Here is a 19769-nt window from a genome sequence, read left to right as displayed (position 1 = left end):
ACATATTCCATAGCACCATGCCGACCATAGAACAACTCGCCCCATCCGCCGCGCCCGCCGGCCTAGATTTCTGGTCCGTCCGCCACGTAGTGGAAAGTGCCGAGCGCCTGACGGTGCGCAACGACGTGGCCGAGGCGCCCTCGCGTGAGCGCGATGCCGGCGTGATGGTGTCAGTGCAGCACGGCGGGGGCTTGGGCTATGCGGCGACCAGCGATGTGTCGGAGCGCGGCCTGCGCTTAGCGTTTGCGCAGGCGCAAGACTTGGCATCGGCGAGCGCCAGGCACAGCGTGTTCGACTTTCGCAAGGCACCACGGCCCGGCGACCAAGGCGACTACCGCTCCGCCACCACGCGACCGATCGCGCAAACCGCGCTGGCCGAGCGCTTTGATTTACTCAAAGAAGTTTGCGCCAGCGCCAACATCAATGAGGCCATCAAGGACCGCACAACCTCGCTGTGGACCACCCACACCGAGCAGTTGCTGATCACCAGCGACGGCGGCCACATGGCGCAAAGCTGGGACTTTGTGGTGCCCAACATCATGGCCGTGGCCAGCGCCAACGGCGACACGCAGACCCGCTCCGCCGCCGGCCAATACAACGGCTTTTGCCAGCAAGGCGGTCTGGAGGTGCTGGAGCGCGCCGGCTTCGCCCAGGACGGCCCGCGCGTGGCGCGTGAAGCCCTGGAGCTGGCCCACGCCCCCAACTGCCCCAGCGGCGTGATGGACGTACTGCTGATGCCCGACCAGATGATGCTGCAGATCCACGAAAGCATAGGCCACCCGCTGGAGCTGGACCGCATCCTGGGTGATGAGCGCAACTTCGCCGGCACCAGCTTTGTGACGTTGGACATGTTCGGCCACTATGCCTACGGCAGCCCACTTCTGAACGTCAGCTTCGCTCCCGACCAGCAACATGAATTTGCCGGCTTTGCCTTCGACGACGACGGCACGCCGGCGCAACGGGAATGGATCATCCACCACGGCATACTGCAGCGGCCGCTGGGCGGCAGCCTGTCGCAGGCACGGGCACAGAGGCTGCGGCCAAGTATCAACGGCGTGGCCACCACGCGCTCCAGCAACTGGAACCGCGCGCCCATAGACCGCATGAGCAATCTGAACATCGAGCCCGGCAACAGCACGCTGGAGCAAATGGTTGCCAGCATGGACTACGGCATCCTGCTGCGTACCAATGCCTCGTGGAGCATCGACGACTCGCGCAACAAGTTCCAGTTCGGCTGCGAATGGGGCCAGATGGTGCGCAATGGGAAATTGGCCGAGGTGGTCAAGCGGCCCAACTACCGCGGCATCTCGGCCAGTTTCTGGCGCTCCCTGGCCATGGTGGGCGACGCGTCCACCTTCAAGGTGATGGGCACGCCATACTGCGGCAAGGGCGAGCCTAACCAGGTGATACGTGTAGGCCACGCGGCACCCGCCTGCCTGTTCAAAGATGTGTCGGTATTTGGCGGAGCCGCATGATGCACAGCTACTTTCAACAACTCGCCGCAGCCGTCTGCGCACCGGCACCGGGCGCGGACCGCGTCACCCTGTACTTCAGCGCCGAGGCGTCCGACTTCATCCGCTTCAACCACGCCCAGGTACGCCAGGCCACGCATGTGGAGCAACGCTACGGCACGGTTAGCGTCGTCAGTGGCCAGAAGCGCGCCTCCAGCAACATCAGCCTGGGCGGCGACCTGGTGGCCGACACTGCAGCCCTGCTGACCGAGCGCAGTACCCTGCTGGAACAGCTGCCCCTGGTGCCCGACGACGCCTACCTGCTGCTGCCCGATGCAGTGGTCGACACCGAGCGCAGCGCCGCCGGTAGCCTGCCCACGCCGCAGCAACTGATCGCCGCCGTGGCCGAGCACGCGGCCGGCAGCGACCTGGTCGGCTTCTACGCCGGCGGCAGCGTGGTACGCGCCTTTGCCGACAGCCGCGGCCAGCGCAACTGGCACAGCGTCGAGAGCTTCCTTTTCGACTGGTGCCTGTATCGGGAAAAGGACCAGGCCGTGAAATCCAGCTACGCCGGCACCGCCTGGAGCGAGGCCGACTTTGCCCAGCGCGTGGCCGAAGGCCGCAGCCGTATCGCCTTGCTGGCGCTGCCGCCCAAAACCCTGGCCCCGGGCGCCTACCGCGTCTACTTCAGCCCGGTGGCCGTGGCCGAAATACTGGGCACCTTGTCCTGGGGCGGCTTTGGCCTGAGAGACCTTCAAACCGGCACCTCCAGCCTGCTGCTGGCCCACAAGGGCCAGGCCTGGCTCAGCCCACAGCTCACGCTGACCGAGGCCACGGCAGAGGGCATCGCCCCGCGCTTCCAGGCCGACGGTTTCACCAAACCCGACGCCGTGGAACTGGTGCGTGCCGGCCAGATGGGCGCATCGCTCACCAGCCCACGCAGCGCCAAGGAATATGGCCATGCCACCAACGGCAGCAGCGACGGCGAAAGCCCCGAGTCGCTGGCCATGGCCCCCGGCCACTTGCCCGAGACCGAAGTGCTGCAAACGCTGGGCACCGGCGTCTACATCAGCAACCTGCACTACCTAAACTACAGCGACCGCCAGGCCTGCCGTATGACCGGAATGACCCGCTTCGCCTGTTTCTGGGTGGAAAACGGCCAGATCGTCGCCCCCATTCCGGTGATGCGCTTCGACGACTCCTTCCTGCGCATGTTCGGCACCGGCCTGGTCGCCCTGACCGACCACGCCGAGCTGGTACCAACCGACGGCACCTATGGCGCGCGGCAGCTGCAAAGCATTACCGCGCCGGGGGCGGTTGTGGAGGGGTTTGCGTTGACGCTGTAGGGAATAAGGTCCGAGGCAAACCACCCACTTTGTTGCGCAGTCGTGGCCTGGACAGCGAAGCTACTTGGTTATGCTGACGAGATTTAACATGTCAGCTCTGGGTAAAGTTAACCTTCGGCTTCGGACCCTGTTCAGCCGCGCCCTATACGGCTGAATCCGCCGCCAAAACTGGACGTACAACACGAGGGCAAAATTCGGCATGCATTCGAAGCAGTTTCTTGAGCAGAACGTGGAGTTCGGCAACGCCGGCGATTTGGACACGAGCGGAACAGGCTGGTTTGTCGGATTCAGCGCTTGGACCAAGGAACCACCTGGCGAACTGCGCCATGTGCCCGCAAACGAGCTTGTTGCCGGGCTGTGCGTGAAATGGTTCTCTCATCCGGAGCGAAATCCGAACGGTGAACCCAAGCCGTTGAGCGAGGGGCGGACGATGTCTGTGTTGGTGAGCCCAACCAGCGAATTCAGAATTGAGTTCTCTGTGAACGCTGACTTCCCGTCGCAGGACATCTTGTCGCACACTTTGCGCCGCCATGGTGACTTTGTCATATGGGGACCAGGCGTGTTTCATCGGGCATTTGGCGTCCAGCCGGCATGCATACTCACCGTTCGATGGTCCTCGCCGCGGTAGACAGCAGTCGGCCAATACCCGACATTGGAAAGCTATGAGACCCTGGGTTCCTATTTCTGTACACGAGCTCGAATCACTGGTTGCGAATCAGCTTGCTGACAGTCCGCCAGATATTGCTACCCTTTTTGACCGTTTGCGTGTGCCGTTTCGTCAAGTGAACTTATCGCGATTTGGCAATCGCGAATTGGTCTTTGTGGTTGCGCAAACGGGGACGATGGTCATGTACTACGAGGATGTTGAAGAAGGATTCAACGTCTCTGAACTGCTTTCTGACGGCTCCATCGCTACTCCTGGCTTTGAACAGTTCGACCTCGCTACGGCGACAAATCATTTGTTATCGTCGGCTTCAGGTATTGAGCCGCGCTTGAATTTATGAGTCCTGTAGCTCCTGCTACGATGACCGCGGTCGGCCAGGAGCCGACATTCAGTACCGAATCCCGAAAAGGCGCTATCAAAACCATTAACTCCAACATAAGGCATAGACAAATGAGTGAATCGGCCAAAGTCAACTGTTCATCTCACGGCTGGCAAGAGGAGTCGTTCGTTTGTCAGCACATCGTTCAATCACTTAGTACCGGCTATCCGACTGGTTTCCATTGGCCTGCTGGGTCTACCCAGCGTTTTCCAGATGCATGGTGCTCTTCCTGCGAGGCCGCTAGGGAGGCGGCAGGGGGCGAGTGGACACCTGAAGTTGAGAAGAAGCTCAACATTCAGCTTCTGTGCGGTGCCTGTTACGAGCGAGCTAAGGGGATTTGGTCGAATCGGAGCCGGGAGTCGCAATAATGACTCTTAACTCAAATCTTGGCGAGTGCAGCTTGACTCCAGCCAGTTGACCGGCTTCGGCCAACACCGGACCTTGGCCCCGGACACTCATTGAACGACGTCACCCCTCTTCCCTACTCATGAACATTCAGGAAGCGTGCCGCACCGATGCACCGATGATTGCCTCAGTTTTACAAGAGGCGGCGCAGTGGCTCATCAACGACGGTAAAGGGCTTTGGTCGGCAGCCGAATTTACCCTTGACCGCGTTCAGCGAGACGCATGTGCTGGGCTCTTCCATGTCGCTCGTGATGGCGACCAACTGGCTGGCGTCCTGAAGTTCGAACTGGAAGACGCTTATTTTTGGCCTGAAATTCCGCTGGGCACCTCCGCCTTCGTTCACAAGCTCGCTGTGCATAGAGCATGGGCGAAAAAGGGTGTATCGACCCAATTGCTGTCATATGCAAGAACTCTAGCTCAACAGCTTGGACGAACTCACCTTCGCCTTGACTGCATCGCAGACCGTCAAGCGTTGCGAGACCTCTATGAGGGTTTTGGCTTTTCCCTGCACAGCGTCGTCCAGATTGGGGCTTCCTCATTCGCACGGTATGAACTCCCAACGGCCAAACCATAGGAATGGGGGAGAACGCCAACAGGCTACAGTCGGCCAGAAGCAGACACTCGCCCGCCAGTCGTCCGTCATTTTGATGATGACTTGAATATTTAAGACCCGAGCTGAGGCAACTCTCCACGAGAAGCCGTAATTGACAAAATAAGATTTACAGGCAAACAACAATAGGAAGATATGGAGTCCAGCTTTCTTAGGCAGCACTATGACCGGCTTGCAACAGAAGAGTTGCTTAAGCTACAGTCGACCGACCTTACAGCCGACGCTAGAGTCGTACTTGAGGAGGAGTTGGCTTCCCGTGCCGATACAGAGCAAGCCGTTCAAGTGGTAGCTCAAAGGACAACCTCGCTACAGCCACTGCAGCAAGAGATGCTCGCTCCTCTGTGGCGGCGATTCGTCGCTGGCGCGGTGGATTTCGGCGGACTCTGGCTTGTCCTGTTTGTGGTCAATTTCCCCGTTTACGTGTACACGCCGAAGTCATTTTCCGACCCGGTTGGCTATGCGTCCCTGACTTTGGCCTTTATGTATATCTTCTTCAAGGATGGGGTGACTGGTCAGAGCATCGGAAAGCGTTGGATGAATATTAAGGTGTTAGAGAGGTCTACAGGAGACGCCTGCGGCCTACCTCGTTCGTTCATTCGAAATATGTTCAACGGGCTGGGTTTTATTGACTGGGCATTCGCCCTAGGCAAAGAAAGTAGGCGCCTCGGAGACGTCGCCGCTGGCACTTACGTAGTGAACGCGTGACGCATTTCGACCTCAAGCTGCGGCAACATACGGCCAAAACTAGACGTTTGTGCGGCGCACTCGGCAATTATTCATAACGATGAAAATATGGTCTACCTTGCAATCACGGCAAAGGGGTTAAGTGAAGCACTATTGCAAGCTGCTCCCACCGGGGCGGCTGTTTGGTGCGGCACAGATGCCATGTCTGAGGCTGACTTTGACGCGAATAAATATAAAAACCTGACGCGCTTCAACTACGCATTGGGGGACAGCAATGTAGAAACGCTTGAAGGAGCGCTAGACACCATCGACCAGCACCATCCAGGTGAGCTCGTATGGGTCGAGGGCGAAGCTGCTCCATGCTGACGGCACTCGGCCAGAAGCTGTCAGTCCCCGACGTCGCTCATTTTGGTCAGGGGCCGACTTTCACGTCAACCGACAACGTTTGTTGAATTACTCCAATGAATCTGCTGACAACGTCTCTTTTTTACTTCTGCGCCCTGGGCATATTTGGCGGGGTGTCGATTCCCGCAAGCGCCTGGGCTCAGGGGAGTCCGAATTCAATCGGGCAGCCAACGCAGAGTGATTCGGACGAAGCTCGGCAGAAAGCGATAAAGATAGAAGAGCTCCGGCGAATCTCCCAAGAGATTGAACGGCAGTTAGGAAAGGGAACTAGATACGTCACACCCGCTACACCAGAGTCGTCTCTCCGAGACTACGTTGAACATTTCAAGCACGAGATTGAGCAGAAGGGCACGGAGAATTTTCCGAAACGCAATGGCGCGTCCGTGTATGGCCGAATACTAATGTCGGTAATGGTTAGCGCCAAAGGCAAAGTTGAGCGAGCAGAACTACTGAAGGGTACCGATAGGTTTCTTGAGGCGCATGCCAAAAAGATTTTGAAAGAAGTAGCCGGAGGGCCATTCCCTCCCGATTTCCCTGCCGGAACTTTGCGGATTGTTTTTACGACTCCCTTCGTCTATCTGCGGGAGTGACCGCTTTGGAGTGAATTGAAGGGCTGATGTGGGCCCATATCACCCATTCGCGGCCCAGCGAGATCGAACAGTTCCTCAAGCAACTCTGGCCACGTTGATCAAAGTTCGATGGCCTTCACTTGAAAGTACCTGCAGCGCAGATAAACCCTGCGCTAGCAGCTACTATTTTGGAAGCATTAAAGCGCTGCAGCGGGTGTGAACAAGGCGGCCAGATCTCGCTGCGGCCGCGCATGCAGATAGCCTTGCTGGGCCGCGCAGCCAGCCTCCAGCAGATAGTGCGACTGCTGCAGCGTCTCCACGCCTTCGGCCACTACCTGGATCTTCAGGCGCGCCGCCAGGGCCAGAATGCATTCGGTCAGCGCCCGCGCGGACTCGTCGCGCTCCACGTCCACGCTCAGCGTACGGTCCAGCTTGAGGAAGTCGCACGGCAGCTGGCGCAGCAGCGAGAAGTTGGAATAGCCCACACCAAAATCGTCTATCGCAATGCGCATGCCCTGGGCATTGAGCGCAAACAGCATGGAGCGGGTCAGGTCGGTGTCCTGCAGCAGCGCGGTTTCCGTCAGCTCGATCACCAAGGCTCGGGCCGGGAATCCGATCTGGGCCAGCAGCAGAGGCAAGGCGCGCAGGGCCCAGCCCGCGTTGAACTGGGTGGGCGACACATTCACCGCGAGGTAGTCCAAGGCGCCGCTGATCACCAGGGGCAACGCTTCGGACAAGGCGCGGCGCAACATGTTTTCCATCATCACGTCGAGCAGGCCCAGCTCTTCCACTGTGCGCAAAAAGGCCTGGGGCGACCGCACTTCGCCACCGGAGACATGCCAACGCGCCAGCATCTCCACGCCACTGTGGCGCCCCAGGTCACAGCGAAACACGGGCTGGAACCAGGGCTCGATATGGTCGGCCAGCACGGCTTCACGCACCTCGTTTTCATGCCGGGCGCGGTGCTCCACCTCGATGCGCAGATTGGGCTCGTAGCAGGTCACGCGGGCACGCCCCATGCGCTTGGACGCGTACAAGGCCAGGTCCGCATTGCCCAGCAGAGTGCCGGCAGGCTCATCGGGAAGCTCGGCCGACGCCAAGCCGATGGAGCAGTAGCATGGAATGCTGGCACCGTTGAACAGCACCGGGCGGCACAGCACGGCCAGCAGCCGCTGCGCTAGCCGCAGCCCGTTCTGCTGGGCTCCTATGTTCTTGGCGATAACCGCGAACTCGTCCCCGCCCAGTCGGGCGACCAAGTCGCCGGTGCGGCCCGCATCGTCCGGCCGCAAGGCCTCGGACAGGCGGTGCGCCACCTCCACCAGCAGGGCGTCGCCGGCCTGGTGGCCCTGGGTGTCGTTGACGTGCTTGAAGTTGTCCAGGTCGATCAGCAGCAGCGCCACGCCGGCCCGCATCGCATGCGTATTGCTCAGGGTGTCGTCCAGCCTGCGGGTGAATGCGGCCCGGTTGGCAATGCCGGTCAGGGCATCGGTTTCGGCCTGCACCACGGCGGCCTGGCGCGCGGTGCGCAGCTCTTCGGTGCGCACCTCGACGCGTTGCTCCAGATCGTTGGCCAGGGCGCTGAGTGCCAGATTGGCCTCATACAAGGCCCGCGATTTTTCTTCCAGCAGGTGCTCTGCCTCGACGCGGGCACGCCGCTCCCGGTCCAGCCGCGCCTCCATGCGGCGCACACGTTCGGCCAGCGCGGCAACGCTTGGGTCAGGCGTTGGGGTGTCGCTAGGCATGGTCAGGTGTGTCGCCCGCCACGTCGATCACGAAACGCACCACGGGCCCGTCCTCACTGTCGTAGGCCTGGGGTTGAACATGGACCTGGACGCCAAATTGCTGGGCCGAACCCTGGATCAGCCCCACGGCAAGATCGCTCATCTGGCGTGGACTGCGGTAGTCCAGCACCAGGCGCGAAGCGCTACGTTCCAGCGCGGTAAAGGTGGGTAGCTCGGCGTCTGGGTAAAGCTTTTGCACCTCTTTGTGAATGTGCTCTTCTATGCTTTCCAGAAAGTCGAAAAAATGGCTGCAGCGGGCAAAAAATGCGGGGTAGCCTCTGGCAAAACTCCCGCTCAGATGGACGCCAAAAGCCTGTACCAGCTCGGGCGCAGCTGCCCCCGTCTGCTGCGCCAGTGCATTACACAGCGCCACCAGTTCGCCATGGTCATAGGTGCCTACGGATGTGTATGCGCCGCCGCTGGGCAAGGCACTGGCGTCGATGATGTCGTCCACCATATCTTCGCCATAGCATTGGGCCACAAAGCCAAGAAACTCGGTAAAAACAATACCTTTCACAATGGCTCTCCATCGAAGTGAATCGCGTGCAGATGCTACACAGTGTAACGATTTGTGCACTCTGCGGGGAGGTCTGATGACAAGGCATGCATGCACGTAGACAAAAGCGCCAGGCGGGTCCACGCGTACGGCCGCCTAGCGCAAAAATCACGTGCAAAATAGTGCTCCTACGCTTTCAAAATATGCGCCAGCTGCTATATATTCAAGAGCAATTGGGTTTTAGCTTTGCGTCCCTAAAACGAAGCAAGCCGCTTCCCCAAACAACCCCGGACATCCACATAATGAGACAGCCCCCGCGCTACCAGAGCACGGGTACTTCCATCCAAGGACTAGCAGCACGCCACATGTTTGCATTTCTCAAAAGATTCCAGCGCCCCACAGCCGTGACCGCCCAGCCCCTGGCAGAGCCGTCTTTACGGCGCATGGATTTGGAGGAGCGCAAGGCCTACCGCAAGGAGCGGCTGTACCAGTCGATCCGCGAGTCGTTTTTGTCGATGGAAGTGGTGTCGAATATGTACCGCTTCAAGCTCATGCCGGTGGACGAGCGGCACCACCGCTTCATCGCCATGGTGGATGTGGCGAAGTCGTTCGCCGCTGGGGCCCACGGCAAGGGCAAAAGTTTTGCGGCCATGGAACACAGCCTGCGCACCGATGCCTTCAAGCGCTACGGCGTGCTGATAGACGGCGTGTATTGGCGCGTCAGCGAGACCGAGGACCAGTTTGAGCGCCGCACCCGCGCGGGCGACCCGGCGCGTAGCGGCAGTTTCGAGCCGCCCAAACCGGTGGCGACTACCGCCGCCACAGCCGCCAACGGCCACCAATCGATGCCGATACTATCGCGCCGCACCTACCAACCCGTTTCGCCCGCCGAGCAGATAGCCTTCATGGAAGCCCTGCAGCGCGGCAAGGCGCCGCCTGCGATACGCGTGGGCGAGCAGGAATACCAGTCCGACCTGATGCCACTGGAAGGCGGCAACATGACAGGCGGGACGCAGTACGGCAAGCTGCACTGAAATCCATTTAAGCAAAATCAGACTCTGGCGCAGATTCCACCTGCGCCAGCAGCTACCAATTCAATAGCACACAAGAAAATGCCACACGGCAGCCTGGGCTGGCGTGTGGCACGTATACGCATGGCGGCACTGCGCGGTCTGCGCAGTGAGCTATCAGGCGGCGACGGTTTGCAGTGCTGCGTTCAGCGTGGCGCTGGGGCGCATCACGGCATCAGTCTTGGACACGTCAGGCAGGTAGTAGCCGCCGATGTCTACCGGTTGGCCTTGCACCGCATTCAGCTCGGTCACGATCTTTTGCTCGTTCTCAGCCAGCAGCTTGGCCAAGGGGCTAAAGCGGGTTTGCAGCTCAACGTCGTCGGTCTGGGCGGCCAAGGCCTCGGCCCAGTACAGCGCCAAGTAGAAGTGGCTGCCGCGATTGTCCAGCTGGCCGGTCTTGGGCGAGGGGTTCTTGTTGTTATCCAACAGTTTGCCTGTGGCGGCATCCAGCGTCTTGGCCAGCACCTTGGACTTGGCGTTGCCGGCCTTGATGCCGAGGTCTTCCAGGCTGACGGCCAGGGCCAGGAACTCGCCCAGCGAATCCCAGCGCAGGTGGTTTTCTTCCACCAGCTGCTGCACGTGCTTGGGGGCCGAGCCGCCCGCGCCGGTTTCGTACATGCCGCCGCCGGCCATCAAAGGCACAACCGACAGCATCTTGGCCGAGGTGCCCAGTTCCATGATGGGGAACAGGTCGGTCAGGTAGTCGCGCAGGATGTTGCCGGTGGCGCTGATGGTGTCCTGGCCGCGGATCACGCGCTCCAGGGTGTAGCGCATGGCGCGGACCTGGCTCATGATCTGGATGTCCAGGCCGGTGGTGTCGTGCTCGTGCAGGTACATCTTGACCTTGGTGATCAGCTGCGCTTCGTGCGGACGGTAGGCGTCCAGCCAGAACACCACGGGCATGCCGGAGTTACGCGCGCGGCTGACAGCCAGCTTGACCCAGTCGCGGATGGCGGCGTCCTTGACCTGGCACATGCGCCAGATGTCGCCCTGCTCCACGTTCTGGCTCAGCAGCACTTCGCCGGTAGCCAGGTCGGTGATGTTGGCCACGCCGTCTTCGGGGATTTCGAAGGTCTTGTCGTGCGAGCCGTATTCCTCGGCCTGCTGGGCCATCAGACCGACGTTGGGCACGGTGCCCATGGTCTTGGGGTCGAAAGCGCCATGCCATTTGCAGAAGTTGATGATTTCCTGGTAGATGCGGGCGAAGGTGGATTCGGGCATGACGGCCTTCACGTCCTTCAGGCGGCCATCGGCACCGTACATCTTGCCGCCAGCGCGGATCATGGCCGGCATGGAGGCATCAACGATGACGTCGTTGGGCGAATGGAAGTTGGTGATGCCCTTGGCCGAGTCCACCATGGCCAGCTCGGGGCGGTGCTCGTGGCAGGCGTGCAGGTCGCGCTTGATCTCGTCCTGCTTGCTTTGCGGCAGGGTGGCGATCTTGGTGTACAGGTCGGCCATGCCGTTGTTGACGTTGACGCCCAACTCCTTGAACAGATCGCCGTGCTTCTCGAACGCGTCCTTGTAGAAGATCTTCACGCAGTGGCCGAACACGATGGGGTGGGACACCTTCATCATCGTGGCCTTGACGTGCAGCGAGAACATCACGCCGGTCTTGTGTGCGTCTTCGATTTCTTTTTCATAGAACTCGACCAGCGCCTTCTTGCTCATGAACATGCTGTCGATGACTTCGCGGTCCAGCAGCGAGACCTTGGGCTTGAGGATGATGGTCTTGCCGCTCTTGGTCAGCAGTTCCATCTTCACGTCGCGGGCCTTGTCCAGCGTCAGCGATTTTTCACCGTGGTAGAAGTCGCCATGGTGCATGTGCGACACATGCGAACGCGAAGCCTGGCTCCACTCGGCCATGCTGTGCGGGTTTTTGCGGGCGTATTCCTTCACGGCCTTGGGGGCGCGGCGGTCGGAGTTACCTTCGCGCAGCACGGGGTTTACCGCGCTGCCGGTGCACTTGGAGTAGCGCGCACGGATGGCTTTGTCTTCGTCGGTCTTGGGATCTTCGGGGAAGTCAGGAATCGCGTAGCCCTTGGCTTGCAGTTCCTTGATACAGGTTTGCAGCTGGCCCACGGATGCGCTGATGTTGGGCAGCTTGATGATGTTGGTGTCGGGCAGCAGGGTCAGGCGACCCAGCTCGGCCAAGGTGGCAGGAACCTTTTGGTCATCGGACAGGAACTCGGGAAACTCGGCCAGCACACGGGCTGCCACGGAAATGTCGCTGGTCACCACTTCGATGCCGGCTGCCGCCGTGAAAGACTGAACGATGGGCAACAACGAGTAGGTTGCCAGACGCGGCGCTTCGTCGGTCAGGGTGTAAAAGATCTTGAATTTTTCGGCAGCCATAGTTCGTCCTCTAGTGCATTTAACAAATGTGTGAGCCGCTCGCAGCGGTTAAGCGGAGTCGCTTGCGCGACCGCCACATCCCAAGAGTCTACTTGAGGGTGCACGTGCTTCCAGGCGTCAGGCATTGCGCTAACACAGAAATAACCCGTCAAATATGCATTCGACGCATACAAACCATGCACAGCAAGCTATTATTTCAATAGCACGTAAACCTGCGTGTAAAACCGTCAAGCGTACTTATCACCCACCTCGGCGCGGATGGGATGGGTGTCGTAGACAATGGTCATGCGCGCGATACGGCCCTCGGGGTCGAAGTCGAACACGTCAGCGCAGTCGAAATGCACCATGCTCCCGTCCTTCAGTTGCCAGTGGTAGACGAAATAGCCCACCGCCCGTGCCGCACCCTGCGCACTGACCAGGATATCCAGCGTCTCGATACGGCTCTGGCCGGAGGCGTCACGTACCTTGGTGAAAAACGGGTGCGGCGCCATCCACCCGAGAAAGGGTGAAAACACCTGGGCGTCGGCGCTGAACAGCGCGCTCAGCGCGTCCACGTCGCCACGCTCCAGATGGGCCAGGTACTGGGCCACGGTGTCAACGTAGGGGCTGTTCAATGTGGAGGGGGTCATGTGGTCTTCTTTCTGGTGGTGGAACGAAACCTGGGCCTGCGGCCCAGCCGGCCCAACCGCTGCCATTCCATGCAAAATAGGAATGCCTTCGCGATCGGTTTTGTGAAATTCTAGGAATAACGCCTGCTATAACCTAACGAAAAATTCGCCGACACCCCATGCGTTCAACGCATGCCTTAACCATGCCATCCGAACTCCCACCGCTGTATGCCTTGCAGGCTTTTCTGAGCGCCGCGCAGTTGGGCAGCTTTACCCGCGCGGCCACGGCCTTGCACCTGACGCAAAGCGCGGTCAGCCGGCAGATCCTGCTGCTGGAAGACTTCTATGGCTGCCCGCTGTTCGTGCGGCAGGCCAAGGGCTTGGCGCTCAGCGCCGAAGGCAGCCAGTTGCTGCCCGCCGTGCACGAGGCCTTCAACACGCTCAAACAGGCCACAGCCCAGCTGGCACAGGCCCGCGGCGTGCTGACGCTGCAGCTACCGCCCACCTTTGCATCGCGCTGGTTTCTGCCGCTGCTGCCCAAGCTGCGGCAAGCCCTGCCCGACCTGGAGGTGCGCATTGCCACGCACTGGGGCGACGCACCGGACTTCAGCAGCCCCGGCGTGGATGCCATCGTGGCCCATGGGCGTGGCGGCTGGCCGCAACTGGTAGAGGTGGCCCTGATGCAGGAAAGGCTGACGCCGCTGTGCGCCCCCGCCCTGCTGCCGCAGCTGCAAAGCCCCAGCGACCTGGCCCGCTACACGCTGCTGCACCCCGACCCACGGCTGCGCGAATGGGCGCTGTGGCTGCAGGCAGTGGGCCAACCCATGCCGGCGCCGGGCCAAGGCCAGGTTTTCGACACACTGGACATGGCACTTTCCGCGGCCACACGGGGCCTGGGCGTGGCGATTGCCGACCCGGCCCTGCTGCGCGAGAGCCTGGACGACGGCGTGCTGGCCATGCCATTTGCGCAGCAGGTGCCCAGTGGCATGGCTTACTTTCTGACCTACCCGGCCCACCGCGCGGAGCAACGCAAGCTGCAGGCATTCCAGGCCTGGCTGCTGGCGCAACTCAACACACCGCACGCAAGCGCCAGCTAGCCCGTCCCGCCTGGCCGGCTTTACCACACGGAAACACGGGCCGGCATGCCACCATTCGCCTCACAAGAAATAGGTCTCCAGCCCACATATAACCTGCGCAAGTAGCTATTTTTAAGATAGCAAATACCAAGCCTCGCAGTGCGGCATGGGCTGAGGTTTTTAAGCGCCGCCTAAGTCTGCAGCGCAAAGATTTCGCCACACCCAAGCAGTGCAAGGTGCGGCGCACTGCAATTCCTCGCCGCACCAACTTTGAGGATTGGAGAAACCCCATGACATTCGCCACAATGCACGCCACCACCCGCCGCATCCGGCGCACGGCCCTGGTCGCTGGCCTTACCACCCTGGCCCTGAGCCTGGGCCATCTGCATGCCGAAACCTTGCTACCACCTGTACACCACAGCGGAGCTGTGCAGTACCTCAGCGGCGGCATCGGCGACGGCGAGGCCAGCGCCATCCAAAGCGCCAGCAAGCAATGGCCGCTAACGTTGGAGTTCGCCATCAAGACCCGCCACGGTGCCGAATATGCGGCCGACGTGGCCGTCAAAGTCCGCGACACCCATGGCCAGACCGCGCTGGACACCCAGGCCCAGGGCCCCTTCCTGCTGGCCAAGCTGGCGCCCGGCGCCTACAACGTGGACGCGACGCTGGACGGCAAAACCCTGCACCAGCAGGTCGTGGTGAAGTCCGGCCAGCCCGCCAAGGCCGTAATGGTCTGGCCTAGCGGCACCGACAACACCCCGGCCTAAGTACAGGCCCGGCCTGTAAGCCACGCCGCACGCCACACGCAGCTTGGCCGGCGTGGCTTTATCCATCTTTCAAGGGATGCCTGCTGCCACATCTCGGCCTAGACTACCTCCACGCTTACCAGAACTTTACTTTTCGACAAAGAAGGCGCAATGTTTACAACTTGCGAATTTGATAACTAGTAGGCAAAAGCTGCATTTTTTACGCAGCTGTGGCTGGCTTGTTCTGAGCAGAGTCAACGGGAGATGGCAATGGCATCGAATGGCTGTAAAACAAGAATCCCTTGGCTGCTGGCACTGGCGCTGCTGCTCGCGGCCTGTTCCAAAGGACAGGAACCGGGCACCGTGCTGGATGAGGCCCTGCTGGCCGGGCGCAACGGCAAAAGCTTTCCCCATGCCAGCGAGGACTACTTCCACGACATGGACGGTGCCGTAGCCCTGTCGCCCGAAGAAGTCACCGGGCGCAATATGTGGCTGGTCTGGACCGGTGGCAATGACCGCATGTGGAACCAGCTGACCAACTACACCTTTGGCGCCTTCGACCTGCTGAAGATGGTCAGCTCCCACCCCAGCCAGGGCTACACCCGCGACAGCCGGTGGAGCTACCTGGGCCTGGTGAACGAACCTTGCTTTGAAAAGGCTACCGGCCCCGACCCCAAGCACCAGGGCCTGTGGCTGGACCAGCGCAGCAAGGGCTGCACCCCCGACCCGTTCGAGAACGCCAGCAAGTACCCCGGCGTAGCCATAGGCGCGCGCGGCAACCCGCTGCCCGTGGGCTCGTTCTACGGCGAAGCCACCGGCATCATGGGCCTGCGCCTGTTCCCCAACCCGGCATTTGACGAAAAGGCGGCCAAGGAATGGAACGCCGAGAAGTACTACACCGACCCCACCTACTACAACCGGCAGGACCTGGTGCGCCCCTACCGCGTGGGCATGTCCTGCGGCTTCTGCCATGTGGGGCCCAGCCCGGTAAACCCGCCGGACGACCCGGCCCACCCCAAGTTCGCCAACCTCAGCTCGTCCGTCGGCGCGCAGTACATGTGGGTGGACCGGCTGTTCATCCACAACGCCAACAAGCCCGAGGGGCAGAAGAACTATATGTTCCAGCTGGCGCATACCTTCCGCCCCGGCGCCATGGACACCTCGCTGATCTCCACCGACAGCATCAACAACCCGCGCACCATGAACGCGGTGTACGACTTCGCATCCCGCATGGGCCTGGCCAAAAACCTGTGGCATGAAAAGCTGACCGGCGGCGAGCGCGACAACAAGCAGTTCAACGACTTCTTCACCAGCGGCCCGCTCACGGAGTTCTATGACAAAGCCAGCGGCACCACACGTACACCCCATGTGCTGAAAGACGGTGCCGACTCGGTGGGCCTGCTGGGCGCGCTGAACCGCGTGTACCTGAACATCGGCCTGTTCAGCGAGGAATGGTTGCTGCACTTCAATCCCGTGGTTGGCGGCAAGATCATCACGCCGATCCAGATTGCGGTGGCGCAAAAGAACTCGGGCTACTGGCAGGCCACCGAGGCCGGCACACCCAATACCGCGCTGTTCTTCCTGAAAGCCGCGCAACCCGATCATCTGAAAGACGCCCCCGGTGGCGCAACCTACCTGGCCGAGGACAGCACCACGGTAGAGCGCGGCAAAGAGGTGTTCGCCGACACCTGCGCGCGCTGCCACTCCAGCAAGGCCCCCACCCCACCACCCGAACTGGCGCTGGACCCGGACAAATGTGCCGGCGCCGGCTACCTGGCCTGCTTCAAGCGCTACTGGGGCTGGACGCAGACCGATGGCTACAAGTCGCAGATGCGCCAGATCGTACAGGCCCCGGACTTCCTGCAGGGCAACTACCTGTCCACCGAGGCGCGCATACCGGCCACGCTGCTGCGCACCAATGTCTGCAGCCCGCTGGCCACCAATGCCCTGGGCGGCAATATCTGGAACGACTTCTCGTCCACCTCGTACAAGCAGCTGCCATCGGTGGGCACAGTCACGTTGAACGACCCGTTCACCGGCGATCTGGTGCCCTATGCCATGCCGGCCGGCGGGCGCGGCTATACCCGCGTGCCGTCGCTGATCAGCATCTGGTCCACCGCGCCATTCCTGCTGAACAACAGCCTGGGGCCATTTGACTCCAGCCCCTCGGTGGCCAGCCGCATGAAGGTGTTTGACGCCTCCATCGAGCAGCTGCTGTGGCCCGAAAAACGCGAGCGTGACAGCGTGCTGGGCAACAAGGTACCCGGCACCATAGACCGCACCACCCAGCGCAGCGAGGTCATCATCCCCGACGGCTTCATGCCCGATGCGCTACAGCCGCTGCAGGGCATGCTGCACCGCTGGTTCCCCAAGCTGGTCGGCTCGGGCAGCGACGTGGTGCTGGGCCCCATCCCCAAAGGCATGCCTGTGAACCTGATCGCCAACCTCAAGCTGCGTAGCGAAAGCGGCGACCTGGGCGACAAAGCTGCCCAGGTGCGCGACGTGACCGAGATGGCGCTCAAGCTCAAGGCCGACCTGCTGACCGCGCCCGAGAACGCCACGGACGAGCAACTGCGCGACACCTTCGCCAACCTGCGCGCGCCCATGCTGCGCCTGAGTAAATGCCCGGACTTTGTGGTCAATCGCGGCCATTACTTTGGCACCGCAGCATTCAACGAGCAAGAAGGGCTGAGCGCAGACGAGAAGTCATTCGGAACCGAGCCAGTTTTGAGCGACGACGACAAGCGTGCGCTGATCGCCTTCATCAAGACCTTCTAAGCGCCCATACCCCACCAAATGACCGACGCCGAAAGACGACCATGGGACTACATCATCGTCGGATCGGGGGCAGGCGGCGGCACGCTGGCAGCGCGCCTGGTAGAAGCCGGCATGCGGGTTTTTTTGCTGGAGGCCGGCGGTGACCCGCGTACCACGGCGGGGCCGCGTCTGCCCGATGACTACGACGTACCCGCCTTCCACAGCTTTGCCTGCGAGAACGAAGCCATGGCGTGGAACTTCCAGGTACGCCACTACGGCGACGAGGCACGCCAGCTGCGCGACCCCAAGTACAACGCCAGCCGCCAGGGTGTGCTCTACCCTCGCGCGGCCGGCCTGGGCGGCTGCACCGCGCACAACGCCATGATCTTCATGCGCCCGCACGATTCCGACTGGAACCACATCGCCGAGCTGACCAGTGACCGCAGCTGGCAGGCCCGCCACATGCAGCGCTATGCCGAACGTGTGGAGTCCTGCCACCACCGCCCGCTGTGGCGCGCCCTGCGCCACCTGGGCATCAACCCCACCGGCCACGGCTGGAACGGCTGGCTGCACACAGAGCGCGCCATCCCGCTGGAGGCTCTGGGCGATGCGCAAATGGTGGGCCTGGTGTCACAGACCGCGCGCACATTCACTGGCGGCCTGGCCCATCCGCTGCGTAGCGCCCTGCGCTGGCTGCGTGGCAAGGGCGACCCGAATGCGCGGCCCTGGGGCGGCGGTAGCTTTGAAGGCCTGTGCTATACCCCCACCAGTACGGTGCAAGCCAGCCGGTTCGGCACCCGCGAGCGCCTGCTGCTGGTGGCCGCTCGGCACCCGGGCCAATTGCACATCGAGCTGGATGCCCTGGCCACACGGGTGCTGCTGGGGCCAGATGGCAGGGCCGAGGGCGTGGAATTCCTCAAGGGTGCGCGCCTGTACCGCGCGCACAGCCAGGCCAGCAGCAGCCCTGGCCGGCGCCAGCAGGTACGCGCCTTGCGCGAAGTGGTGCTGTGCGGCGGGGCCTTCAACACACCGCAGCTGCTGATGCTCTCGGGCATAGGCCCGGCAGACGGGCTACAGGCCCACGGCATTCCACTGCAGGTGGATTTGCCTGGCGTAGGACGCAATCTGCAAGACCGCTACGAGGTAGCCGTAACCCACCGCATGGCCAGGCCCTGGCAGGCACTGGCCGGCGCCCGCTTCATGCGGGGCGACCCGCAGTGGCAGGAATGGCATGCCCAGCGCAGCGGCATGTACGCCACCAATGGGGCCGCCGTGGGCCTGGTGCGCCGCTCGTCCGGCCACCAGCCGGAGCCAGACATCTTCTGCATGGCCCTGCCCGCCCGCTTCGAGGGCTATGCCCCGGGCTTCTCGCAGCTGATACGCCAGCACAGCGACAGGCTGACCTGGGCCGTGCTGAAGGCCCACACCCTGAACCGCGCCGGCCGCATCACCCTGCGCTCGGCCGACCCGCGCGACACGCCACAGGTCAACTTTCACTACTTTGAAGAAGGCAGCGATGCCACGGGCAGCGACCTGCAGGCCGTGGTGCAGGCCATACGCTTTGTGCGCAGCCTGACCGCGCCACTGCTGGCCCGGGGCCTGGTCGCCGAGGAGTGCCTGCCCGGCCCCCAGGTGCAAACCGACGCAGCCCTGGCCGACTACGTGCGCAACACGGCCTGGGGCCACCACGCATCCTGCTCCTGCCCCATAGGTGCAGCGAAGGATGGCGGCGTGCTGGATAGCCGCTTTCGCGTGCACGGCACACAAGGGCTGCGGGTGGTGGACGCATCGGTGTTCCCGCGCATACCCGGTTTTTTCATCGCGTCGGCGGTCTATATGGTGGGTGAAAAAGCCGCCGATGTGATGCTGCAAGACGCCGCGCAAGCGCCCACCTAGTTTTTTTACAGCGGGCAACCGCACAAGGAGAAAGCATGGCCTACGACGTAAAACAACTGCTGGCGATGAGCCAGGTGCAGCTAGACGATTTGTTCCGGGCCAGCCCGGCAGGCGACATACCCAATGGCTCGGCCAACGGCACGGCCATCATTGCGCCCGGCACCAAGTACACCGAACATATTGCCCATCTGATCAATATGTTCGGCTGGCAAGGCAAGGTGTTTGACGCCGAAAAAGGCCTGCTAAAAAACAAGGTGCTGGTGTTCGGCTTCGAGGCCGTGCTGGCCAAGGTCTACAAAGGCGAAAGCTGGCTGGACGGGCAGGAATGCATCGTGCTGGACTACTCCGACACATCGGTCATCGCCCACTACATCCGCGACGAGATCCGCCTGATCGGCCCCAACTTCTACCTGGGCAAGGTGTATTGGGGCAAGGAGCGGCTCATCGACTTCTGCCTGCAGTTCTAAAGGT

At 61.7% G+C, this 19769-nt stretch carries 18 protein-coding genes; 14 read left to right on the top strand and 4 right to left on the bottom strand.

Annotated elements, in window-relative coordinates; genetic code table 11:
• Positions 1–17 precede the first annotated feature (17 nt).
• The 8 genes from AC07R0_RS13515 to AC07R0_RS13480 all read left to right on the top strand — a co-directional run bounded on the left by AC07R0_RS13515 (position 18) and on the right by AC07R0_RS13480 (position 6534).
• Positions 18–1475, top strand: a complete 1458-nt coding sequence (locus AC07R0_RS13515) for a TldD/PmbA family protein (RefSeq protein ID WP_495105201.1) — start codon at positions 18–20, stop codon at positions 1473–1475.
• A complete protein-coding gene (locus AC07R0_RS13510) occupies positions 1475–2797 on the top strand; it encodes a TldD/PmbA family protein (protein ID WP_495105200.1) in 1323 nt (440 codons plus the stop codon). The genes AC07R0_RS13515 and AC07R0_RS13510 overlap by 1 nt, the downstream gene beginning before the upstream one ends.
• 199 nt (positions 2798–2996) lie before the next feature.
• Positions 2997–3425: a hypothetical protein gene (locus AC07R0_RS13505; RefSeq protein ID WP_495105199.1), complete on the top strand. Its 429-nt coding sequence runs from the start codon at positions 2997–2999 to the stop codon at positions 3423–3425.
• A 34-nt stretch (positions 3426–3459) separates the two neighbouring features.
• On the top strand, positions 3460–3801 hold the full coding sequence (locus AC07R0_RS13500) for a hypothetical protein (protein ID WP_495105198.1): 342 nt from the start codon (positions 3460–3462) through the stop codon (positions 3799–3801).
• A 526-nt stretch (positions 3802–4327) separates the two neighbouring features.
• Entirely contained in the window at positions 4328–4819 is a 492-nt protein-coding gene (locus tag AC07R0_RS13495; protein WP_495105197.1) for a GNAT family N-acetyltransferase, read from the top strand.
• A 171-nt stretch (positions 4820–4990) separates the two neighbouring features.
• On the top strand, positions 4991–5560 hold the full coding sequence (locus AC07R0_RS13490) for an RDD family protein (RefSeq protein ID WP_495105196.1): 570 nt from the start codon (positions 4991–4993) through the stop codon (positions 5558–5560).
• Positions 5561–5647: 87 nt separating this feature from the next.
• Positions 5648–5905 carry a hypothetical protein gene (locus tag AC07R0_RS13485; protein WP_495105195.1) on the top strand — a complete coding sequence of 86 codons (258 nt, stop codon included), beginning with the start codon at positions 5648–5650 and terminating at the stop codon, positions 5903–5905.
• Between the two features lie 95 nt (positions 5906–6000).
• Positions 6001–6534 (top strand): energy transducer TonB, encoded by a 534-nt coding sequence (locus AC07R0_RS13480; RefSeq protein WP_495105194.1) that lies wholly within the window; start codon positions 6001–6003, stop codon positions 6532–6534.
• A 176-nt stretch (positions 6535–6710) separates the two neighbouring features.
• Here the strand turns inward: AC07R0_RS13480 and AC07R0_RS13475 are convergent, their stop codons facing one another.
• Both AC07R0_RS13475 and AC07R0_RS13470 read right to left on the bottom strand, forming a co-directional pair.
• Positions 6711–8255, bottom strand: a complete 1545-nt coding sequence (locus tag AC07R0_RS13475; RefSeq protein ID WP_495096421.1) for a putative bifunctional diguanylate cyclase/phosphodiesterase — start codon at positions 8253–8255, stop codon at positions 6711–6713.
• The gene (locus AC07R0_RS13470; protein WP_495105193.1) at positions 8248–8811 is read right to left on the bottom strand and encodes a heme NO-binding domain-containing protein; all 564 of its coding nucleotides are present in this window, start codon (positions 8809–8811) and stop codon (positions 8248–8250) included. Before AC07R0_RS13470 ends, AC07R0_RS13475 begins: the two co-directional genes overlap by 8 nt.
• A gap of 344 nt (positions 8812–9155) precedes the next feature.
• On the opposite strand from AC07R0_RS13470, the gene AC07R0_RS13465 reads away from it, so the two are divergent.
• Entirely contained in the window at positions 9156–9824 is a 669-nt protein-coding gene (locus AC07R0_RS13465) for a hypothetical protein (protein WP_495105192.1), read from the top strand.
• A 153-nt stretch (positions 9825–9977) separates the two neighbouring features.
• Here AC07R0_RS13465 and AC07R0_RS13460 read toward each other — a convergent pair whose 3' ends face one another.
• Complete coding sequence (locus AC07R0_RS13460) at positions 9978–12215, bottom strand: NADP-dependent isocitrate dehydrogenase (protein WP_495105191.1); 2238 nt, start codon at positions 12213–12215, stop codon at positions 9978–9980.
• A 227-nt stretch (positions 12216–12442) separates the two neighbouring features.
• The gene (locus AC07R0_RS13455) at positions 12443–12844 is read right to left on the bottom strand and encodes a nuclear transport factor 2 family protein (RefSeq protein ID WP_495074480.1); all 402 of its coding nucleotides are present in this window, start codon (positions 12842–12844) and stop codon (positions 12443–12445) included.
• 182 nt (positions 12845–13026) lie between these two features.
• Here AC07R0_RS13455 and AC07R0_RS13450 point away from each other — a divergent pair, with 182 nt between their 5' ends.
• The 5 genes from AC07R0_RS13450 (at position 13027) to AC07R0_RS13430 (ending at position 19765) form a co-directional block, all read left to right on the top strand.
• Positions 13027–13920 carry a LysR substrate-binding domain-containing protein gene (locus AC07R0_RS13450; protein WP_495105190.1) on the top strand — a complete coding sequence of 298 codons (894 nt, stop codon included), beginning with the start codon at positions 13027–13029 and terminating at the stop codon, positions 13918–13920.
• 269 nt (positions 13921–14189) lie between these two features.
• Entirely contained in the window at positions 14190–14666 is a 477-nt protein-coding gene (locus AC07R0_RS13445; RefSeq protein ID WP_495105189.1) for a hypothetical protein, read from the top strand.
• Positions 14667–14915: 249 nt separating this feature from the next.
• Positions 14916–17423 (top strand): hypothetical protein, encoded by a 2508-nt coding sequence (locus AC07R0_RS13440; RefSeq protein ID WP_495105188.1) that lies wholly within the window; start codon positions 14916–14918, stop codon positions 17421–17423.
• Between the two features lie 18 nt (positions 17424–17441).
• The gene (locus AC07R0_RS13435; protein ID WP_495105187.1) at positions 17442–19298 is read left to right on the top strand and encodes a GMC family oxidoreductase; all 1857 of its coding nucleotides are present in this window, start codon (positions 17442–17444) and stop codon (positions 19296–19298) included.
• Positions 19299–19333: 35 nt separating this feature from the next.
• Positions 19334–19765 carry a hypothetical protein gene (locus AC07R0_RS13430; protein ID WP_495105186.1) on the top strand — a complete coding sequence of 144 codons (432 nt, stop codon included), beginning with the start codon at positions 19334–19336 and terminating at the stop codon, positions 19763–19765.
• Positions 19766–19769: the final 4 nt, after the last annotated feature.

It is taken from the genome of Rhodoferax sp. GW821-FHT07F03 (genome assembly GCF_059418745.1).
This window is presented reverse-complemented; position numbering and strand designations above follow the sequence as displayed.

What these genes read in the sequence shown, in the direction of transcription:
- AC07R0_RS13505 (WP_495105199.1), top strand. Translation starts at nt 2,997, where the DNA reads ATGCATTCGAAGCAGTTTCTTGAGCAGAACGTGGAGTTCGGCAACGCC.
- AC07R0_RS13500 (WP_495105198.1), top strand. Translation starts at nt 3,460, where the DNA reads ATGAGACCCTGGGTTCCTATTTCTGTACACGAGCTCGAATCACTGGTT.
- AC07R0_RS13480 (WP_495105194.1), top strand. Translation starts at nt 6,001, where the DNA reads ATGAATCTGCTGACAACGTCTCTTTTTTACTTCTGCGCCCTGGGCATA.
- AC07R0_RS13465 (WP_495105192.1), top strand. Translation starts at nt 9,156, where the DNA reads ATGTTTGCATTTCTCAAAAGATTCCAGCGCCCCACAGCCGTGACCGCC.
- AC07R0_RS13455 (WP_495074480.1), bottom strand. Translation starts at nt 12,844, where the DNA reads ATGACCCCCTCCACATTGAACAGCCCCTACGTTGACACCGTGGCCCAG.
- AC07R0_RS13485 (WP_495105195.1), top strand. Translation starts at nt 5,648, where the DNA reads ATGGTCTACCTTGCAATCACGGCAAAGGGGTTAAGTGAAGCACTATTG.
- AC07R0_RS13490 (WP_495105196.1), top strand. Translation starts at nt 4,991, where the DNA reads ATGGAGTCCAGCTTTCTTAGGCAGCACTATGACCGGCTTGCAACAGAA.
- AC07R0_RS13435 (WP_495105187.1), top strand. Translation starts at nt 17,442, where the DNA reads ATGACCGACGCCGAAAGACGACCATGGGACTACATCATCGTCGGATCG.
- AC07R0_RS13495 (WP_495105197.1), top strand. Translation starts at nt 4,328, where the DNA reads ATGAACATTCAGGAAGCGTGCCGCACCGATGCACCGATGATTGCCTCA.
- AC07R0_RS13475 (WP_495096421.1), bottom strand. Translation starts at nt 8,255, where the DNA reads ATGCCTAGCGACACCCCAACGCCTGACCCAAGCGTTGCCGCGCTGGCC.
- AC07R0_RS13440 (WP_495105188.1), top strand. Translation starts at nt 14,916, where the DNA reads ATGGCATCGAATGGCTGTAAAACAAGAATCCCTTGGCTGCTGGCACTG.
- AC07R0_RS13445 (WP_495105189.1), top strand. Translation starts at nt 14,190, where the DNA reads ATGACATTCGCCACAATGCACGCCACCACCCGCCGCATCCGGCGCACG.
- AC07R0_RS13430 (WP_495105186.1), top strand. Translation starts at nt 19,334, where the DNA reads ATGGCCTACGACGTAAAACAACTGCTGGCGATGAGCCAGGTGCAGCTA.
- AC07R0_RS13515 (WP_495105201.1), top strand. Translation starts at nt 18, where the DNA reads ATGCCGACCATAGAACAACTCGCCCCATCCGCCGCGCCCGCCGGCCTA.
- AC07R0_RS13510 (WP_495105200.1), top strand. Translation starts at nt 1,475, where the DNA reads ATGCACAGCTACTTTCAACAACTCGCCGCAGCCGTCTGCGCACCGGCA.
- AC07R0_RS13460 (WP_495105191.1), bottom strand. Translation starts at nt 12,215, where the DNA reads ATGGCTGCCGAAAAATTCAAGATCTTTTACACCCTGACCGACGAAGCG.
- AC07R0_RS13450 (WP_495105190.1), top strand. Translation starts at nt 13,027, where the DNA reads ATGCCATCCGAACTCCCACCGCTGTATGCCTTGCAGGCTTTTCTGAGC.